The 15,461-nt window shown below is 72.4% G+C and carries 16 protein-coding genes and 1 riboswitch; of the genes, 11 read left to right on the top strand and 5 right to left on the bottom strand.

The features are described from left to right. Positions 1 to 11 precede the first annotated feature (11 nt). On the bottom strand, positions 12 to 458 hold the full coding sequence (locus ACZ5UI_RS12700) for a hypothetical protein (protein ID WP_464197551.1): 447 nt from the start codon (positions 456 to 458) through the stop codon (positions 12 to 14). A gap of 29 nt (positions 459 to 487) precedes the next feature. On the opposite strand from ACZ5UI_RS12700, the gene ACZ5UI_RS12705 reads away from it, so the two are divergent. From ACZ5UI_RS12705 to ACZ5UI_RS12715, 3 genes are read left to right on the top strand one after another with little or no spacing between them, the layout of a single operon-like run. After that, positions 488 to 1,000, top strand: a complete 513-nt coding sequence (locus ACZ5UI_RS12705; RefSeq protein ID WP_464197552.1) for an NUDIX hydrolase — start codon at positions 488 to 490, stop codon at positions 998 to 1,000. 31 nt (positions 1,001 to 1,031) lie between these two features. Further along, a complete protein-coding gene (locus ACZ5UI_RS12710) occupies positions 1,032 to 1,499 on the top strand; it encodes an RNA polymerase sigma factor (protein WP_464197553.1) in 468 nt (155 codons plus the stop codon). After that, positions 1,496 to 2,092 (top strand): methylated-DNA--[protein]-cysteine S-methyltransferase, encoded by a 597-nt coding sequence (locus ACZ5UI_RS12715; protein ID WP_464197554.1) that lies wholly within the window; start codon positions 1,496 to 1,498, stop codon positions 2,090 to 2,092. The genes ACZ5UI_RS12710 and ACZ5UI_RS12715 overlap by 4 nt, the downstream gene beginning before the upstream one ends. Before the next feature lie 4 nt (positions 2,093 to 2,096). Here the strand turns inward: ACZ5UI_RS12715 and ACZ5UI_RS12720 are convergent, their stop codons facing one another. Further along, positions 2,097 to 2,915, bottom strand: coding sequence for a class I SAM-dependent methyltransferase (locus ACZ5UI_RS12720; protein ID WP_464197555.1), 819 nt, complete (start codon positions 2,913 to 2,915; stop codon positions 2,097 to 2,099). Next, complete coding sequence (locus ACZ5UI_RS12725; RefSeq protein ID WP_464197556.1) at positions 2,915 to 3,619, bottom strand: DUF3891 family protein; 705 nt, start codon at positions 3,617 to 3,619, stop codon at positions 2,915 to 2,917. Before ACZ5UI_RS12725 ends, ACZ5UI_RS12720 begins: the two co-directional genes overlap by 1 nt. A 27-nt stretch (positions 3,620 to 3,646) precedes the next feature. On the opposite strand from ACZ5UI_RS12725, the gene ACZ5UI_RS12730 reads away from it, so the two are divergent. Then, positions 3,647 to 3,925 carry a hypothetical protein gene (locus tag ACZ5UI_RS12730; RefSeq protein WP_464197557.1) on the top strand — a complete coding sequence of 93 codons (279 nt, stop codon included), beginning with the start codon at positions 3,647 to 3,649 and terminating at the stop codon, positions 3,923 to 3,925. 4 nt (positions 3,926 to 3,929) lie between these two features. Here the strand turns inward: ACZ5UI_RS12730 and ACZ5UI_RS12735 are convergent, their stop codons facing one another. After that, on the bottom strand, positions 3,930 to 4,850 hold the full coding sequence (locus tag ACZ5UI_RS12735) for a hypothetical protein (RefSeq protein ID WP_464197558.1): 921 nt from the start codon (positions 4,848 to 4,850) through the stop codon (positions 3,930 to 3,932). Between the two features lie 165 nt (positions 4,851 to 5,015). On the opposite strand from ACZ5UI_RS12735, the gene ACZ5UI_RS12740 reads away from it, so the two are divergent. From ACZ5UI_RS12740 to ACZ5UI_RS12770, 7 genes are all read left to right on the top strand, one after another. Then, the gene (locus ACZ5UI_RS12740) at positions 5,016 to 6,245 is read left to right on the top strand and encodes an ROK family transcriptional regulator (protein ID WP_464197559.1); all 1,230 of its coding nucleotides are present in this window, start codon (positions 5,016 to 5,018) and stop codon (positions 6,243 to 6,245) included. 16 nt (positions 6,246 to 6,261) lie between these two features. Then, positions 6,262 to 7,410, top strand: coding sequence for a sugar ABC transporter substrate-binding protein (locus ACZ5UI_RS12745; RefSeq protein ID WP_464197560.1), 1,149 nt, complete (start codon positions 6,262 to 6,264; stop codon positions 7,408 to 7,410). Positions 7,411 to 7,434: 24 nt separating this feature from the next. Beyond that, positions 7,435 to 8,199: an ATP-binding cassette domain-containing protein gene (locus tag ACZ5UI_RS12750; protein WP_464197561.1), complete on the top strand. Its 765-nt coding sequence runs from the start codon at positions 7,435 to 7,437 to the stop codon at positions 8,197 to 8,199. After that, positions 8,199 to 9,434 (top strand): sugar ABC transporter permease, encoded by a 1,236-nt coding sequence (locus ACZ5UI_RS12755; protein ID WP_464197562.1) that lies wholly within the window; start codon positions 8,199 to 8,201, stop codon positions 9,432 to 9,434. The genes ACZ5UI_RS12750 and ACZ5UI_RS12755 overlap by 1 nt, the downstream gene beginning before the upstream one ends. Positions 9,435 to 9,494: 60 nt before the next feature. Further along, positions 9,495 to 10,499 carry a CehA/McbA family metallohydrolase gene (locus tag ACZ5UI_RS12760; protein ID WP_464197563.1) on the top strand — a complete coding sequence of 335 codons (1,005 nt, stop codon included), beginning with the start codon at positions 9,495 to 9,497 and terminating at the stop codon, positions 10,497 to 10,499. A gap of 30 nt (positions 10,500 to 10,529) precedes the next feature. Continuing rightward, positions 10,530 to 12,623, top strand: coding sequence for a calcium-binding protein (locus ACZ5UI_RS12765; RefSeq protein WP_464197564.1), 2,094 nt, complete (start codon positions 10,530 to 10,532; stop codon positions 12,621 to 12,623). Between the two features lie 62 nt (positions 12,624 to 12,685). Beyond that, a riboswitch (SAM riboswitch) is annotated at positions 12,686 to 12,785 on the top strand. 39 nt (positions 12,786 to 12,824) lie between these two features. Continuing rightward, positions 12,825 to 14,177 carry an aminotransferase class V-fold PLP-dependent enzyme gene (locus ACZ5UI_RS12770; protein ID WP_464197565.1) on the top strand — a complete coding sequence of 451 codons (1,353 nt, stop codon included), beginning with the start codon at positions 12,825 to 12,827 and terminating at the stop codon, positions 14,175 to 14,177. Positions 14,178 to 14,400: 223 nt separating this feature from the next. On the opposite strand, the gene trxB is transcribed toward ACZ5UI_RS12770, so the two are convergent. Further along, complete coding sequence (trxB, locus tag ACZ5UI_RS12775) at positions 14,401 to 15,432, bottom strand: thioredoxin-disulfide reductase (protein WP_464197566.1); 1,032 nt, start codon at positions 15,430 to 15,432, stop codon at positions 14,401 to 14,403. Between the last annotated feature and the right edge of the window lie 29 nt (positions 15,433 to 15,461).

Consider the following 15,461-nt stretch of genomic DNA (forward strand, 5'->3'; position numbering starts at 1 on the left):
CCGAATCATACTCAGGCGTGCAGGAGCTCCTCGAGCGCGGTGCGCACCTGATCGACCCACGGGTCCGCGTCGACGTCGACGATCGCGTACGGGATGCCGTTGTACTCGGCCATCTTCCGCGTGAGCGCCTCGCCCGCGTCGGTTCCGCGCTCGTAGATCACGCCGCGCACGGTCGAGTCGATCGTGCGCGAGAGCATCATCTCCCAGCGCGACCCGTGCAGCGGCTCCTCGTCGACGTTGCCCAGCAGCCACATGAGGATCGTCACGTTGTCCAGCGCGTAGCGCAGCGTCCCCACCACGTCGGGGTCGGCGATCACGCATTCGGCCCCGACCGCCTCGATCGCCGCGCGGCGCCCGGGGTCGCGGGTGGTCATGCGCGGGGCGTGTCCCTCCGCGCTCAGCTCTCGGGCGAGATCCAGCGCGCGCTGTCCACCACCGACGATCAGGAACCGGGCCATCGGCGGGGCAGGATGGCAGGATCCGGTGTGTGCCGCCTGCTTACCGCTTCTGCCCGCTGTGCGCCTCGCCGCTGGCGCCCATCGCCGACGGCCCGGACGCCGGCCGGCCGGCCTGCCCACGCGGGCACTTCGTGCACTACGACAACCCGGCGGTCACGACGTACGCGTTCGTGCGCGACGACGAGGGTCGCTATCTCGTCCTGCAGCGGGCCCAGGAGCCCTACCGCGGATCGTGGGACCTGCCCGGTGGGTTCGTCGAGCCGGGTGAGACGCCGGGCGACGCGATCCGTCGGGAGCTGGCCGAGGAGACTGGGCTGGCGGTGGCCACCGAGCGGATCCTGGGCGCCTTCTCCAGCCAGTACGGCGAGGACGGGCGCTGGACGGTCGACATCGGGTTCGAGGCGCGCGTGGTCGGCGGCGTCTTCCGGCTGGACGAGCACGAGAAGCTGGCCGCCGAGTGGCTGCCGCTGAGCGAGGTCCCGCGGCTGGCCTTCAAGGGCGAGCGCTCGGGGCTGGCCGTCCTGCGCGGCGAAGCGACCTGAGCCTCACGGTCTGGGTGCGCCGGGCGTCTCCATGACCGTGATCCCGTTCCAACAGGTGCTCGACGCCCACCGCGACCGCGTGTGGCGGGTGTGCGTCGCCACGGCCGGGCGCGAGGACGCCGAGGACGCCTTCCAGGAGGCGTGGCTGTCGGCGCTGCGGGCCTATCCGAAGCTCCCCGCCGACGCCAACGTCGAGGCCTGGCTGGTGACGATCGCCCACCGCAAGGCGATCGACGTGCACCGGGGCCGCGCCCGGCGGGCGATCCCGTCCGCCGAGCTCCCCGATCGCGGCGTCCACGACCCACCTCCACCCGACGACGCGCTGTGGGACGCGGTCCGGTCGCTGCCCACCGGCCAGCGCGCCGCCGTCACGCTGCGCTACGCCGGCGACCTCAAGCCCCACGAGGTGGCCGACGCCCTCCACATCTCCCCCGAAGCGGCCCGCCGGCGCATCGCCGACGGCCTCAAGCACCTGCGCCAGGAGGTGCAGACCCCATGACCTCGCTCTCCGCCCCCACCGGCTCCCCACCGCCCGAGCTGCTCGAGCGCCTCGTCGCCCGCGCCGCCGACCACGGGCTGCTCGACGTGGCCTACGCGCGCGTCGACTCCCCGCTGGGCTCCCTGATCGCCGCGCGCACCCCGCGCGGCCTCGTGCGCCTGGCCTACGAGCAGTTCAACGGTGGCGAGGAAGCGGTCGTCGGCGACCTGGCCACCCGCCTGTCGCCCCGCGTCCTCGAGGCGCCCGCGCGGCTGGACGACGTGCGCCGCCAGCTGGACGAGTACTTCGCCGGCCGCCGCGACCACTTCGACGTGGCGATCGACTTCGGCCTCGTGCGCACCGACTTCGGCCGCCGCGTGCTGGAGGCCACCGCGCGCATCCCGTTCGGCCAGACCGGCACCTACGCGTCGGTCGCGGGCGGCGCGGGCAACGCCGCCGCGGTGCGCGCGGCCGGCACCGCGCTGGGCCGCAACCCCATCCCGATCGTGGTGCCCTGCCACCGCGTGCTGCGCACCGGCGGCGCGCTGGGCGGCTACACGGGCGGCGTGGAGAAGAAGCAGCAGCTGCTGGCGCTCGAGGGCGCGCGGCCGTGACGGCTCAGGCCGCCAGCCGCGCCTCGAACACGCGCATCGTCACGTCGCCCACGAGCGGCACGCGCTCCAGCACGGGGTAGGCGAGGCCGAGCGTCACCCCGCGGCCCATCGGCAGGTGCAGCTCGCGCAGCCGGTCGATCGACGCGCGCCGGCCCAGGCGCCAGCGCTCGACCGCGTCCATCCCCCAGGGCATCGCCGGCGCGACGTAGCCGGTGGTGGGCACGCGCAGGAGGCCGCGCCGGGCCAGCTCGCTGAACCAGCGCGGTGCGGTGTCGAACACGAACCCGGCGGCCGGGAAGCGCGCCGCCGCCCGGTCGAACAGGCCGCGCACGTCGTCGGGCTGCAGGTACATGAGCAGGCCCTGCGCGATCAGCAGCACGCCGCGCGCGCCGGCCAGCTCGTCCATCCAGGCGTCGTCGAGCGCCGAGCCCGCCCACACGCGCCGGCGCTCGTCCTCGCCCAGCAGCGCCCGGCGCACCTCGGCCGTCTCGGGCAGATCCACCGACAGCCAGCGCTGACGCCCGTCGTCGGTGCGCCAGAAGGTCGTCTCCAGCCCGTCGCCCAGCGCGACCACCGTGCCGCCCGGGCAGTCGGCCTGGAAGCGGCGCACGCCCGCGTCGAACACGCGCGAGCGCAGCGCCTGCCACTGGCCGGCCACGCCGAGCTCGCGCCCGAAGCGCTCCGCGAACGGGTAGTCGATCGCGTCGACGAGCTCGATCGCGCGGGGATCGACGATGACCGCGTCCGGACGGCGCGCCTCGGTCGCGCGCATGTACAGCGTCCACAGCATCGTCTCGGGGACGCCCTCGAGGTCGACGCGCATCACGAGGCCGGCCGCAGCGTGAAGGACAGCGGGACGTGCTCGGCCGACTCCAGGGCGGCGTGCAGCGCCGCGACATCGTCGAAGCGGCCCTCCAGCAGGCGCCCTTCGCACACGACGGTCAGCTCGGGCACCGACAACGGCCAGGGCTCGAGCACCGCGCCGTCGCGCAGCGTCACCCCCTCGACGGTGAACGTCTCCCAGCCCAGCAGCAGCCCGAGCGACAGGCTGTCCCAGCACCACAGCAGCGCCTGCTGCGCGCGCAGCACCTCGGGATCGGCGCCCAGCTCGGCGATCAGGCGCGCGCGGAACACTCGCTGGGTGGCCTCCCAAGCGCGAATCTGGTCGGCCTCGTGCTCGGGCATCGCCGCCAGGTCGCGCAGCGCGTACAGGCGCGACCCGTGCAGCGAGACCAGCAGCGCCGCGTAGCGGCTCTGCGTCAGCAGCCGCGCCGGCGCCGCCGACCACAGCCGCACGTGCGTGTCGAGGTCCAGCTCGATGAACGACGTCGGCAGGCCGGTCACCGGGTTCAGCGTCGGCGTCAGATCCCACTGCGCCATGCCCACGTCGTGCTGCTCGGCGGCCAGGCACACGGCGTCGTAGGGCTCCGGCCGCGGGTCCCACGCGCGCGCCAGCTGGCCCGAGACCCAGGCGTGCGATGCCTGTCCGATGGCGACCACTCCACCTTCGACCGCACGCAGGAGCATCCGCGGCACGCTACCGTGAAGAGGGCGATGACCTCCGAGCGCGCCCAGGCCTACGGCCGTGTGACCACCACCCTGGTCGACGTCGGCCCCACCAAGCTTCAGCCCGCTGAGCAGGATCTGCTCCGCGACGCGGCCGACACGCTGCTCTTCGTCGAGGACATCACCGCCGATCCGGCCGCCCAGGAGGCGCTGGACAAGGTCGACGAGCTGCTCGACCGGCTGGTCAACACCGGCCGCTGGACGGCCGAGCGCGCCGAGAAGCTGCGCGCCGACATCGAGGCCTGCGGGCCGACGATCACCCGCTAGGGCACTAGATCGCGCCCAGGTCCTCGGGCGGGGACGAGATCCAGTTGACGCGCGGCAGCGCGCGGACTTCCAGCGGGCGCCGGCTCAGCTCCAACCGGGCCAACCGCTGCGCCCGGCGATGCTCGCCGAACGTGATCTGCGCCTCGCCGCGGCGCCCGCGGTAGCCGTCGCCGACCGACACGTAGCGCTGGCGCACGATGCGGCCGCCGAGCAGCGAGTAGGCCTGGAAGGACAGGTCGAAGCGCCGGTGGCGCGCCCAGCGGTTGAGCTCGACGTCGAGGCGGGCCATCGGCTCGCCGTCCAGGACGAAGCCGGCCTGGCCCCCGCGCAGGTCGACGCTGACGTCCGCGGTGCCCACGACGTGCGGGAGGCCGGCCAACGCGGCCCCGACGCGGGCGACGTGCGCGTCGTCGGTCGGCAGCTCGACGGCGTACAGCCCGATCGACGGATCACGCCAGCCGTTCGGCGGCGAGGGCGACGGCGGCTTGGGCTGGTCGAGGACCACCGGGACCGCGACGCCGATCTGGTGGTAGCGCCCCAGCGATCCGCGGCGCACCGACCAGGCGAAGAACGAGATCGCCGCGCGGCGCGGGGTCGCCCGCACGGGGACGAGCCGCTCGGTGGCCGGCAGCAGCGCCCAGGCCTGCTCGAGCGGGATCGAGAACATCGCGCCGAGCACGCTGGCGTCGGTGGCGATCTGCGGGAAGCGCACGGGCTCGTCGCCGTCGCCGTCGCCTTCGGCGGCCAGCTCGATCAGCGGCTGGGCGGCCAGCGTCTCGCGCAGCAGCACCGGATCGACGACGTCGTCGTGGTCCGGCGGCACCCCGGCCATCACGCCGCCCAGCGAAGCGCGATCGCAGAGCTCCCGGGCGTGAACGCCTGGGGGCGGGCTCGTCGAGGTCTCCGGCAGGGACAGGTCGGACATCCGGCGTCCGAAGCATAGGCATCCACCGGCGAGGAGCCGCAGCCGGACGCAGGGTCTTGTTAAACGCCGCGTTAATACAGAACTCGCACATATTCGGCGCCCTAACGCAGACTTAACTCAGGAGCCTTGACAAATTCCCCCGCGAGGCAGAGGATGCGCACCGCCTTGGGTCTGTCCCCCCGCACTGGCTCGCTGGAATCGCTGCGTGAGCACAACCTGCTCCGGGTGATCGACGTCCTGCTCGAGCGCGGGGTGGCCAGCCGCGCCGACATCGCCCGCCACACCGGGCTGTCGCGCACCACCGTGTCCAGCCTGGTCACCGACCTGATCGACCGCGGGCTGATCAGCGAGCGCGGCGGCTCCGACCCGCGCGACAGCGCCCAGACCGCCGGCGCCGGGCGGCCGCCCGTGCTGCTCGCCCTCGACCGCTCCGCCGGTGCGGCGATCGGGATCGACATGGGCCACTCGCACCTGCGCGTCGCCGTGGCCGACCTGTCACACGCCGTGCTGGCCCAGGCCGAGCGCGAGATCGACGTCGACCAGTCCGCCGCCGAGAGCATGGCCGCCGCGACCGAGCTCGTGGAGCTCGTGCTCGACGAGGCCGGCGTCCCGCGCGACCGGGTCATCAACGTCGGCCTGGGCATGCCCGGCCCGATCAGCCACCGCACCGGCGCCGTCGGCTCGAGCACGATCATGCCCGGCTGGGCCGGCGTGCGGGTCGGCGAGGAGATGGAGGACCGCCTCGGCCTGCCGGTCGTCGTCGAGAACGACGCCAACCTCGGCGCGCTCGGCGAGGCGCTGTTCGGCGCGGGCCAGGGCGCCCAGGAGATCGTCTACCTGAAGGTCAGCTCCGGCATCGGTGCCGGCATGATCGTCGGGGGCCGCATCCATCACGGTGCGGGCGGTACGGCGGGAGAGATCGGTCACCTGCTCGTCGATGAGGACGGGCACGTGTGCCGGTGTGGGAACCGTGGATGCCTGGAGACCGTGGCGGCGACGCCCGGCCTCCTGGAGCAGTTGAGCCGGACCCACGGGACGGATCTCGGCATCGAGGACGTCATCGGGCTGGCGCGCGGGGGCGACCCCGGGTGCCGGCGGGTCATCGCGGACGCCGGCCAGCACATCGGCCGGGCGGTGGCCATGTTGTGCAACCTGCTGAACCCGGCGCGGATCATCGTCGGCGGCGACCTCAGTGCCGCCGGCGACCAGTTGCTCGATCCGCTTCGCGGCGCGCTGCGCCGCTACGCCATCCCCTCGGCAGCGGAGGACGCCGAGGTCTCAACCGGCGTGCTGGGTGACCAGGCAGAAGTACGCGGAGCGGTCGCTCTCGCCATCGGCGAGGCCGACCGTCCCCTGATGCAAGCAACCGGCGGACTCACCGCCACAGGGTCCTGAGGAGGAGCCCCACACCATGAACATGCGTTCCATTCTGTCGATCGCCGCCATCGGTGCCAGCGCTGTGGCGCTCGGTGCCTGCGGCAGCGACGACGACAGCTCGACCAGCGCCAGCACCTCTGGCGGGGCGAGCACCCAGGCCAGCACCGACAGCGGTTCCAGCGGAACCACGAGCGGCAAGATCGCGCTCCTGCTGCCGGAGACCAAGACGGCTCGTTACGAGTCCCAGGATCGCCCGAACTTCGAGAAGAAGATGAAGGAGATCTGCCCGGACTGCGAGATCATCTACTCCAACGCCGACCAGGACGCGTCCAAGCAGCAGAGCCAGGCCGACGCGGCCATCACCAACGGCGCCAAGGTCCTCGTGCTCGATCCGGTCGACTCGGCGTCCGCCGCTTCGATCGCCACCAAGGCCAAGCAGCAGAACATCCCGGTCATCTCGTACGACCGTCTGATCACCGACGCGCCCGTCGATTACTACATCTCGTTCGACAACGTCAAGGTCGGCGAACTGCAGGGCACGTCGCTGAGTGAGAAGCTTGCCGCCGATGGCAACGCCAAGGGCCCGATCATCAAGATCAACGGCGCACCGACGGACAACAACGCCAAGCTGTTCTCGCAAGGCAGCAGCGAGGTGTTCAAGGCCAAGGGCGTCGAGATCGCCAAGGAGTACGACACCCCGGACTGGTCGCCCGACAAGGCCCAGACCGAGATGGAGCAGGCCATCACCGCGGTCGGCAAGGACAAGATCAAGGGCGTCTACGCCGCCAACGACGGCACCGCCGGCGGCGCGATCGCCGCGATGAAGTCCGCGGGCATGGACCCCAAGGTGATCCCGGTGACGGGTCAGGACGCCGAGCTGGCCGCGATTCAGCGGATCCTCACCGGCGAGCAGTACATGACGATCTACAAGGCCATCAAGCCGGAGGCCGAGGCCGCCGCGCAGCTGGCGTTCGACCTGCTGCAGGGCAACACGCCCAGCGGTGACGTCGTCAACGGCGAGACGGACAACGGCTCGGGCCAGATCCCGTCCGTGCTCCTGCAGCCGGTCGTCGTGACGAAGGACAACGTCAACGACACCATCGTCAAGGATGGGTTCTGGACGGCGGCTCAGATCTGCACCGCCGAGTACAAGCAGGCCTGCGCCGACGCGGGCATCAGCTAGCGCACGAGGGAGAGACCGCCCGACATGACCGAAACCACACCTGTCCTGGAGCTTCGAGGAGTCTCGAAGCGCTTCGGGGCCGTGCAAGCGCTCTCTGGAGTCGACTTCTCTGTCGACGCCGGAGAGGTCGTCGCCCTGGTGGGCGACAACGGCGCCGGCAAGTCAACCCTGGTCAAGGTCATGTCGGGCATCTACGACCCGGACGAAGGCGAGTACCGCTTTCAGGGTGAGGCCGTCAACGTCCGAGGTCCGCAGGCTGCTGCGGACCTCGGCGTGGCCACCGTCTACCAGGACCTGGCCCTGGCCGACAACCTCGACGTCGTCGGCAACCTGTTCCTCGGTCACGAGCTGACCAACTTCGGCCCGCAGCTGGACGAGACGGGCATGGAGCACCGCGCACACGAGCTGCTCTCGACGCTGTCGACGACGATCCCCAGCGTGCGCACCGAGGTCGCCTCACTGTCGGGCGGTCAGCGCCAGCAGGTGGCGATCGCCCGCTCGCTGCTGGGCGAGCCGAAGGTCGTGCTGCTGGACGAGCCGACCGCCGCGCTGGGCGTCCCCCAGACGCGCCAGGTGCTCGACCTGATCAAGCGCCTCAAGGAGCGCGGCCTCGGCGTCGTGGTCATCACCCACAACATGGGTGACGTCTTCGAGGTCGCCGACCGCGTGGCGGTCCTGTACCTGGGCCGCAGCAACGGCGACTTCCGCATCGCCGACGTGTCCCGCGAGGACGTCGTCGGCGCCATCACCGGCCTGCGCATCAACGACAACGGAAAGGCGGCTGCCTGATGAGCACCGAGGCCCCCGCCCCCGAGACGCCCGAGGCGCCCCTCGACACCACCGTCGAGGCGCTGCCCGCGTCGCCCAAGGACTTCCTGCGCCGCTTCACCCAGGGCGAGTTCGGCTCGCTGCGGGTGCTGATCATCCTCGCGGTCATCTGGGTGATCTTCACGATCGCCAACGACCGCTTCCTGACCGCGCTGAACCTGACCAACCTGACGCTGCAGATCGCGGCGACGGGCATGATCTCGATCGGCGTGGTGCTCGTCCTGCTGCTGGGCGAGATCGACCTGTCGGTCGGCGTCGTGTCCGGTCTGTGCGCGGCGATCATGGCCGTGCTGAACGTCAAGCACGGCTGGCCGGCCGTCCCGGCGATCCTCGCCGCGATCATCGCGGGCACGCTGATCGGCACGTTCCAGGGATCCATCCACACGCGGTTCGGGATCCCATCCTTCGTCGTCACGCTGGCCGGTCTGCTCGGCTGGCAGGGCGTCCAGCTGTGGGTGCTGGGCGACACCGGCACGATCAACATCAACGATCAGTTCATCATCGACCTGACCGGCACGTTCTTCAGCGACGTCGTCGGCTGGATCATCGCCGTCGCCCTGATCGCCGCGTTCGCCGCCGTGACCCTCAACGGGCGCATGATGCGCGTCCGGGCCGGCCTGGAGGCGCCCCAGCCCGTCGTGCTGCTCGTGCGCATCGTGGCCATGGCCATCCCGGTGCTGGCCACCGTCTGGGTCGTCAACCAGGACCGCGGCCTGCCGCTGGCGCTGGTGATCCTGGTCGGCTTCGTGATCATCTTCGACTACATCACCCAGCGCACCCGCTTCGGTCGCCACATCTACGCGGTGGGCGGCAACGAGGAAGCGGCCCGGCGGGCCGGCATCAACACCGCGCGCGTGCGCATCGCCGTGTTCGCGCTGGCCTCCACCCTGGCGGCCTGCGGCGGCGTCCTGGCCGCCTCGCGCCTGCTGGCGGTCAACCAGTCCTCCGGCGGCTCGGACCTGCTGCTGCTGGCCATCGCCGGCCCGGTCATCGCGGGCACCTCGCTGTTCGGCGGTCGCGGTCGCGTGTGGTCGGCCCTGCTGGGCGCCCTGGTGATCGGCTCGATCTCCAACGGCATGGACCTGCTCGCGTTGGACTCCGACGTCAAGTACATGGTCACCGGCGCGGTGCTGCTGGGCGCCGTCGTCGTGGACGCGGCGACCTCCAGCCGCCGCCGGCGCGCCGGGCGCGTCTAGCAAGAGTGAGCCCGGCGGGCCCGCTGGGGCCCGCCGGTCGTTCACTACGGTCAGGCGTCGATGTCCCGTGAGCTGACCTGCGTGATCCACGTGCACTCGGTGTACTCCGACGGCACGGGCACGATCCCCGAGATCGCCGCGGCCGCGCGCGAGACCGGCGCCGACGTGGTGATCGTCACCGACCACGACGATCTGCGCGCCCGGGGCGAGGCGGGCTGGCACGACGGCGTCCTGGTCATCGCCGGTCACGAGGTCTCCCCTCTGCAGCGCAGCCACCTGCTGGCGCTGGGGACCGACCAGGTGGTGCGCCACGCGCGCCGCACGTCGCGCGCGGTGCTGGAGAGCGTGCACGCGGCCGGGGGCGTGGGCTTCGCCGCCCATCCGTTCTCGCGCGGCGGCTGGGTGCTGGGGCGCGCGGGCCGCGCCGCGCCCTACGGCGACCTGCGCGCGCCGGTCGACGGGATCGAGCTGTGGAGCCTGGTCACCGACACGCTGGAGTACCTGCGCTCACCGCTGGCGCTGCTGCGCTTCGCGCGCGACCCCGATGCGATCCTGGCCGATCCGCCGGCCCGCAACCTCGCGCGCTGGGACGAGATCGGCCGGCAGCGGCGCCTGCCGGCGATCGCCGGCCTGGACGCGCACCAGTACGGCCTGCGCCGCAACGGGCGCGTGCGGCTGCGCACGATGTCCTACGCGCGCTCGTTCGCGCTGCTGCGCACCCACGTGCTCGTCGCCGCGGTCACGCCCGAGGCGGTGATCGGCGCGCTGGCCGCCGGCCACGCGTTCCTGGCCCGCGACTCGCTGGCCGACGCGACCGGCTTCACGTTCGGCCCCGGCATGGGCGACGAGCGCCCGTTCACCGAGCCGGTCGAGCTCGTCGCCACGGCGCCGCGGGCCGCGACGCTGCGGCTGTGGCGCGACGGGAACCTGGTCAGCGAGGCGAGCGACGCGGTCGAGCTGCGCCAAAGCGCCGACGGCGCGGGCGTCTGGCGGGTCAGCGCGCATCTGCGCCACGGCGGCCGCGAGCGCACCTGGGTGCTCTCCAACCCGCTGTACCTTCGCTGATCCTGTACGGCGTTCTGTATTCTCGCCCGCATGCTCCGCACACGGATGTGCGCCGCGGTCTTCGTCGCCACCGCCGCCGCCCTGCTCGCCGCCTCCGCCGCCCAGGCTGACTACCGCGTCGAGCTGAAGGCCAAGGTCGCGGTCGGCGACGGCTGGTACACGACCTACCAGGGCCACCCCACCAACTGCACGCGCGACGAGCACTACGCCGTCAGCCAGAAGACGGCGGAGTACGGCCTGGACGCGACGATCCGCACCTCGGACGGTTGCGCGCTGGAGCGCAGCACGAACACGTGGAGCTTCCGGTTCTCCGACGGCTCGCATCAGCAGGCCCAGATCAACAACGTCGACTACGGCCACGGACCAGCCAACTGGCAGCCCAACTGCCGCGAGCAGTACTCCGCTGACGGGGCGATCTGCACCGAGACCACCGAGCAGGGCAACCGCGTCGTCAACCTCACCCCCGCGCATCGCTGGCGCCAGGCCTGCACGATCACCGGCACGCCCGGCAACGACCGCCTGCGCGGCACCGCGGGCGACGACGTGATCTGCGGCCTGGGCGGCAACGACCAGATCATCGGCGGCGCCGGCCGCGACCTCCTGCTCGGCGGCGCCGGCGCCGACCGCATGGCCGGCGGAACCGGCGACGACGTGCTCGACGGCGGACGCGGCCACGACTTCCTGGTCGACGACCAGGGCCGCGACCGGCTCGACACCGACGCGGGCGACGAGCGGGCCAAGCAGCTGCTGGGCGACTACCCGTGGTCGCAGACGATCTACGTGGAAGGCGACCTGGGCGGAACCGAGGGCACGCTGACGGCGGGAACGCGCACCAACTGCACCCGCGACGAGCTGACCGGGCCGTTCACGCTGGACCCCAACCAGGACCCGTCGCCGCTGAGCTTCTCGCTGGTCATCAAGGACGGCGGCTGGTGCGCGGTGCAGCCCAGCTACTACCGCTTCCGGGTCAACCTGCCCGGCGGGGGCGGCGAGGTCGAGATGAACGACAAGGGCGGCCCGTACCAGCTGCGCTGCGTCGCGGGCTGGACCGGGCCGTACGCGTGCTCGGAGACGGCCGGGGGCGGCGGTCGCTGGCTGGTGCGCATCAAGCGCGCGGCGACAGCGCTGGCCGCGGACGCGACCCAGGCCGTCGGCGACCGGCGCGAGACGCGCGACGTCCACTTCCAGGCCATGGCCGGCCGCCGCGTCGCGGCGTCCCAGGGACAGCCCACGAACTGCACCCGCGACGAGCAGTACGACGCGTTCACGCCGGCCAGCGACAACGAGTCCCACGCCTACGGCATGACCACCCGGGACGGTGGGTCGTGCGCGATCGAGCCGAGCTACAACACCTGGCAGCTGACCATGCCCGGCGGCAGCGGATCGATCGAGATGGGCAACGACGGCACCGGCACCGACTATCGCTTCATCTGCGGCGACGGCTGGAGCGGCTACGTCTGCAACGAGAGCTACCGCGGCGACCAGGTCATCAAGGTGACGATCTGGCCCGCCGGCAGCCGGGGCGACGCGGCCACGCGCTGCACGATCACGGGCACGCCCGGCGACGACGTCCTGCGCGGGACCAAGGGCGACGACGTGATCTGCGGGCGCGGCGGCGACGACGTCCTCGTCGGCACCCGCGGTCGCGACGTCCTGGACGGCGGCGGCGGTCAGGACCTGCTGGTCACCGACGGCAACGACACGACCGTGCGCGGCGCAGGCGACGACGACGACGCGGTCACGACCAAGCCGCTGCGCGACCACCGCGAGACCGGCACGCTGTTCTTCGAGGACATGGCCGGGCGGGCCGTCGTCAGCTCCCAGGGCCAGCCGACCAACTGCACCCGCGACGAGGAGTACGGGACCTTCACGCCCGGCAGCGACAGCGACGCACACGGCTACTCGGCCACGATCCGCAACGACGGCAAGTGCCTGATCCAGGTCAGCCACAACGCGTGGCAGCTGTCCTTCCCGGGCGGCGGCGCCGGCCGGGTCGAGATGAACGACAACGGCTGGGAGGCGCCCTACCAGATGCGCTGCCTGAAGGACGGCTGGGTCGCCTACACCTGCACCGAGACCTACCAGGGCTCGGGCCGCTACAAGGTCACGATCCGGCCCAAGTAGTTCGGACACTCGTCCAGATCGGCTGAAGGCGCGGCGCGATCTGCCGTGCTACGTTCGTGACAGGTCAAGAGCGCCAGCGCGAAGCCCCGGCTCGCTGGCCGGCAACCCTCCTCCGCGATGGGGTGCCCCGGGTGAAGACCAGGCCAATGGCAAACCGTGGACCTGCGTGATCGGGTCCCGATCACAAGATGAGGTCCACCCATGTCGTCCATCGACGTGCTGTCGTACCCGGTCGCCACCCGCGGGCTGCTGCCCGTCGTCGGCGAGGAGCTGCAGGTGCCCGTGCTGGGCGGCGCGACCGTGCGCTACGCCAACCTCGACCAGGCGGCGACCGCGCCGGCGCTGGCCGCCGTGGCCGAGCGCGTCACCCGGGTGCTGCCCTGGGCGGGCAGCGTGCACCGCGGCGCCGGCCTGCCCTCGCAGGTCGCCACCGCGCTGTATGAGCAGGCGCGCGGCGGCGTGCGCCGGTTCGTCGGCGCAGGCGCCGACGACGCCGTCGTCTTCACCCGCAACACGACCGACGCGCTGAACCTCCTGGCCCGCGCGGTCCCGCCGGCGGGCGGGAAGGTGCTGTTCCTCGACACCGAGCACCACGCCAACCTGCTGCCCTGGCGCGACGGGCGCCACCGCTGCATCGAGGCCGGCCCGACGGTCGCCGCGACGCTCCAGCGCCTGCGCGCGGCGCTGGATGCCACGCCGGTCGCCCTGGTCGCCGTCACCGGCGCCTCCAACGTCACCGGCGAGCTGCTGCCCTTGAAGGCCATCGTCGAGCTCGCTCACGCCCGCGGCGCGCGCGTGGCCGTCGACGCGGCCCAGCTGGCGCCGCACCGGCGCTTCTCGCTGCAGGACATCGGCGCCGACTACGTCGCCCTGTCCGGCCACAAGCTCTACGCGCCGTTTGGCGCCGGTGCGCTGGTCGGCCGCCGGGACTGGCTGGACGCCGCCGCGCCCTACCTGGCCGGCGGCGGCGCGGTGCGCGAGGTCGGTCGCCAGCGCGTCGACTGGGCCGACGGCGAGGCCCGCCACGAGGCCGGCACGCCGAACCTGGTCGGCGCCGTCGCCCTGGCCGAGGCCTGCGCCACGCTGGCCGACCTGCCCGCCGGCGCGCTCGAGGCCCACGAGGCGGCCCTGCGCGAGCGCCTGCTCGCGGGCCTGGCCCAGCTGGACGGGGTGCGTGTCCTGACGCTGTGGCCGGACGCTCCGGGCGCGATCGGCGTGGTCACGTTCACCGTCGACGGCTTCGAGCCTGGCCACGTGGCCGCCTGGCTGTCGGCCGAGCACGGGATCGGCCTGCGCGACGGGCGCTTCTGCGCCCACCAGGCGCTCACCCGCCTGGGCGCTCCGGCCGGCGCGCTGCGGGCCAGCTTCGGGATCGCCTCACGCCTGGAGGACGCCGACCGCCTCGTGCGCGGCCTGGCCGCGGGACCGCAGGCCGCCTACGGCCAGCGCGAGGGCGCCTGGTGCCCGCTGGACGACGACCGGGTCGTGCCCGAGTGGCTGGGCGTGGACATCGCCGGCGCGGCGCCCTCGCCCTGCGCGCGCGCTGCGGCCTGAACGTTGTCCGCTCGAGCCCGGTATCCGGGACCGATCGGACAACGACCGGGCGGGCAGCGAAGAAAGCGCGCGTCTGCGGCACCGCCCGCGTCGGCGAGGAGCGACGCCCGAAGCGGAGCGGTGGCGGTTTCTGGCACGTCGCCGCTCTCGAGGGCGCTCATTGTCGGGTGGGCGTCGCATAGCGACGCTGAGCCGACAATGGCTGCCGTTTCGGCGCGGGCGGCTACTGCTCGACCGACGGCGCCCACTGCGCCTCGGCCAGGTCGCCCTCGGGCATCCCAGCGGGCGTCGGGACCTGGGGCGTGTCGCGCAGGTACCACTCGGCGTCCAGCGCGGACTGACAGCCCGAGCCGGCGGCGGTGATCGCCTGGCGATAGGTGTGGTCGACCAGGTCGCCCGCGGCGAACACGCCCGGACGGTTGGTGCGCGTGGAGCGCCCCTGGGTGATCACGTAGCCCTCGTCGTCGATGTCGATCTGGCCGCGCACGATGTCGGACTGCGGCTCGTGGCCGATCGCGATGAACGTGCCCACGTTGGGCAGCGAGTCGGTCTCGCCGGTCTCGGTGTTGATCAGCCGCGCGGTCGGCAGCTTGTCGCCCTCGACGGCCTCGAAGCGCTCGATCGTGAACGGCGTCTTGAAGTGGATGTTGTCGATCGCGGCGGCGCGGTCGAGCATGATCTTCGAGGCGCGGAAGTCGTTGCGCCGGTGGACCACGTCGACGTGGCTGGCGAACTTCGACAGGAAGATCGCCTCCTCCATCGCCGAATCGCCGCCGCCCACGATCACCGTGTGCGCGTCCTTGAAGAACGCCGCGTCACAGGTGGCGCAGTAGGACACGCCGCGGCCGCCGAGCTCCTCCTCGCCGGGCACGCCCAGCTTCTTGTGCTCGGCGCCCATCGACAGGATCACGGTGCGCGCGAGGTGCAGCTCGTCCTCGTCGACCCACACCTTGTGGACGCCGCCGGGCTCGTCGGCCAGCTCGACGTTGGTGACCAGATCGGTGATGAAGCGCGTGCCGAAGCGCTCGGCCTGGTCGCGCATCGTCTGCATGAGCTCCGGGCCCATGATGCCGTCGCGGAAGCCGGGGAAGTTCTCGACCTCGGTGGTCTGCTGGAGCAGGCCGCCCCAGGCGAAGCCCTCGATCACCAGCGGGTTCAGGTTCGCGCGCGCGGTGTACAGCGCAGCGGTGTACCCGGCAGGCCCGCTGCCGATGATGATGACGTTCTCGATGGGGGTGTCTGTGGTGTCGCTCATGGGTGTCACTTCACTTTGTATAGTAGCGA

Source organism: Conexibacter sp. JCM 18997 (assembly GCF_055391915.1).

What these genes read in the sequence shown, in the direction of transcription:
- ACZ5UI_RS12700 (WP_464197551.1), bottom strand. Translation starts at nt 458, where the DNA reads ATGGCCCGGTTCCTGATCGTCGGTGGTGGACAGCGCGCGCTGGATCTC.
- ACZ5UI_RS12710 (WP_464197553.1), top strand. Translation starts at nt 1,032, where the DNA reads ATGACCGTGATCCCGTTCCAACAGGTGCTCGACGCCCACCGCGACCGC.
- ACZ5UI_RS12715 (WP_464197554.1), top strand. Translation starts at nt 1,496, where the DNA reads ATGACCTCGCTCTCCGCCCCCACCGGCTCCCCACCGCCCGAGCTGCTC.
- ACZ5UI_RS12720 (WP_464197555.1), bottom strand. Translation starts at nt 2,915, where the DNA reads ATGCGCGTCGACCTCGAGGGCGTCCCCGAGACGATGCTGTGGACGCTG.
- ACZ5UI_RS12725 (WP_464197556.1), bottom strand. Translation starts at nt 3,619, where the DNA reads ATGCTCCTGCGTGCGGTCGAAGGTGGAGTGGTCGCCATCGGACAGGCA.
- ACZ5UI_RS12730 (WP_464197557.1), top strand. Translation starts at nt 3,647, where the DNA reads ATGACCTCCGAGCGCGCCCAGGCCTACGGCCGTGTGACCACCACCCTG.
- ACZ5UI_RS12735 (WP_464197558.1), bottom strand. Translation starts at nt 4,850, where the DNA reads ATGTCCGACCTGTCCCTGCCGGAGACCTCGACGAGCCCGCCCCCAGGC.
- ACZ5UI_RS12745 (WP_464197560.1), top strand. Translation starts at nt 6,262, where the DNA reads ATGAACATGCGTTCCATTCTGTCGATCGCCGCCATCGGTGCCAGCGCT.
- ACZ5UI_RS12750 (WP_464197561.1), top strand. Translation starts at nt 7,435, where the DNA reads ATGACCGAAACCACACCTGTCCTGGAGCTTCGAGGAGTCTCGAAGCGC.
- ACZ5UI_RS12755 (WP_464197562.1), top strand. Translation starts at nt 8,199, where the DNA reads ATGAGCACCGAGGCCCCCGCCCCCGAGACGCCCGAGGCGCCCCTCGAC.
- ACZ5UI_RS12760 (WP_464197563.1), top strand. Translation starts at nt 9,495, where the DNA reads ATGTCCCGTGAGCTGACCTGCGTGATCCACGTGCACTCGGTGTACTCC.
- ACZ5UI_RS12765 (WP_464197564.1), top strand. Translation starts at nt 10,530, where the DNA reads ATGCTCCGCACACGGATGTGCGCCGCGGTCTTCGTCGCCACCGCCGCC.
- ACZ5UI_RS12770 (WP_464197565.1), top strand. Translation starts at nt 12,825, where the DNA reads ATGTCGTCCATCGACGTGCTGTCGTACCCGGTCGCCACCCGCGGGCTG.
- trxB (WP_464197566.1), bottom strand. Translation starts at nt 15,432, where the DNA reads ATGAGCGACACCACAGACACCCCCATCGAGAACGTCATCATCATCGGC.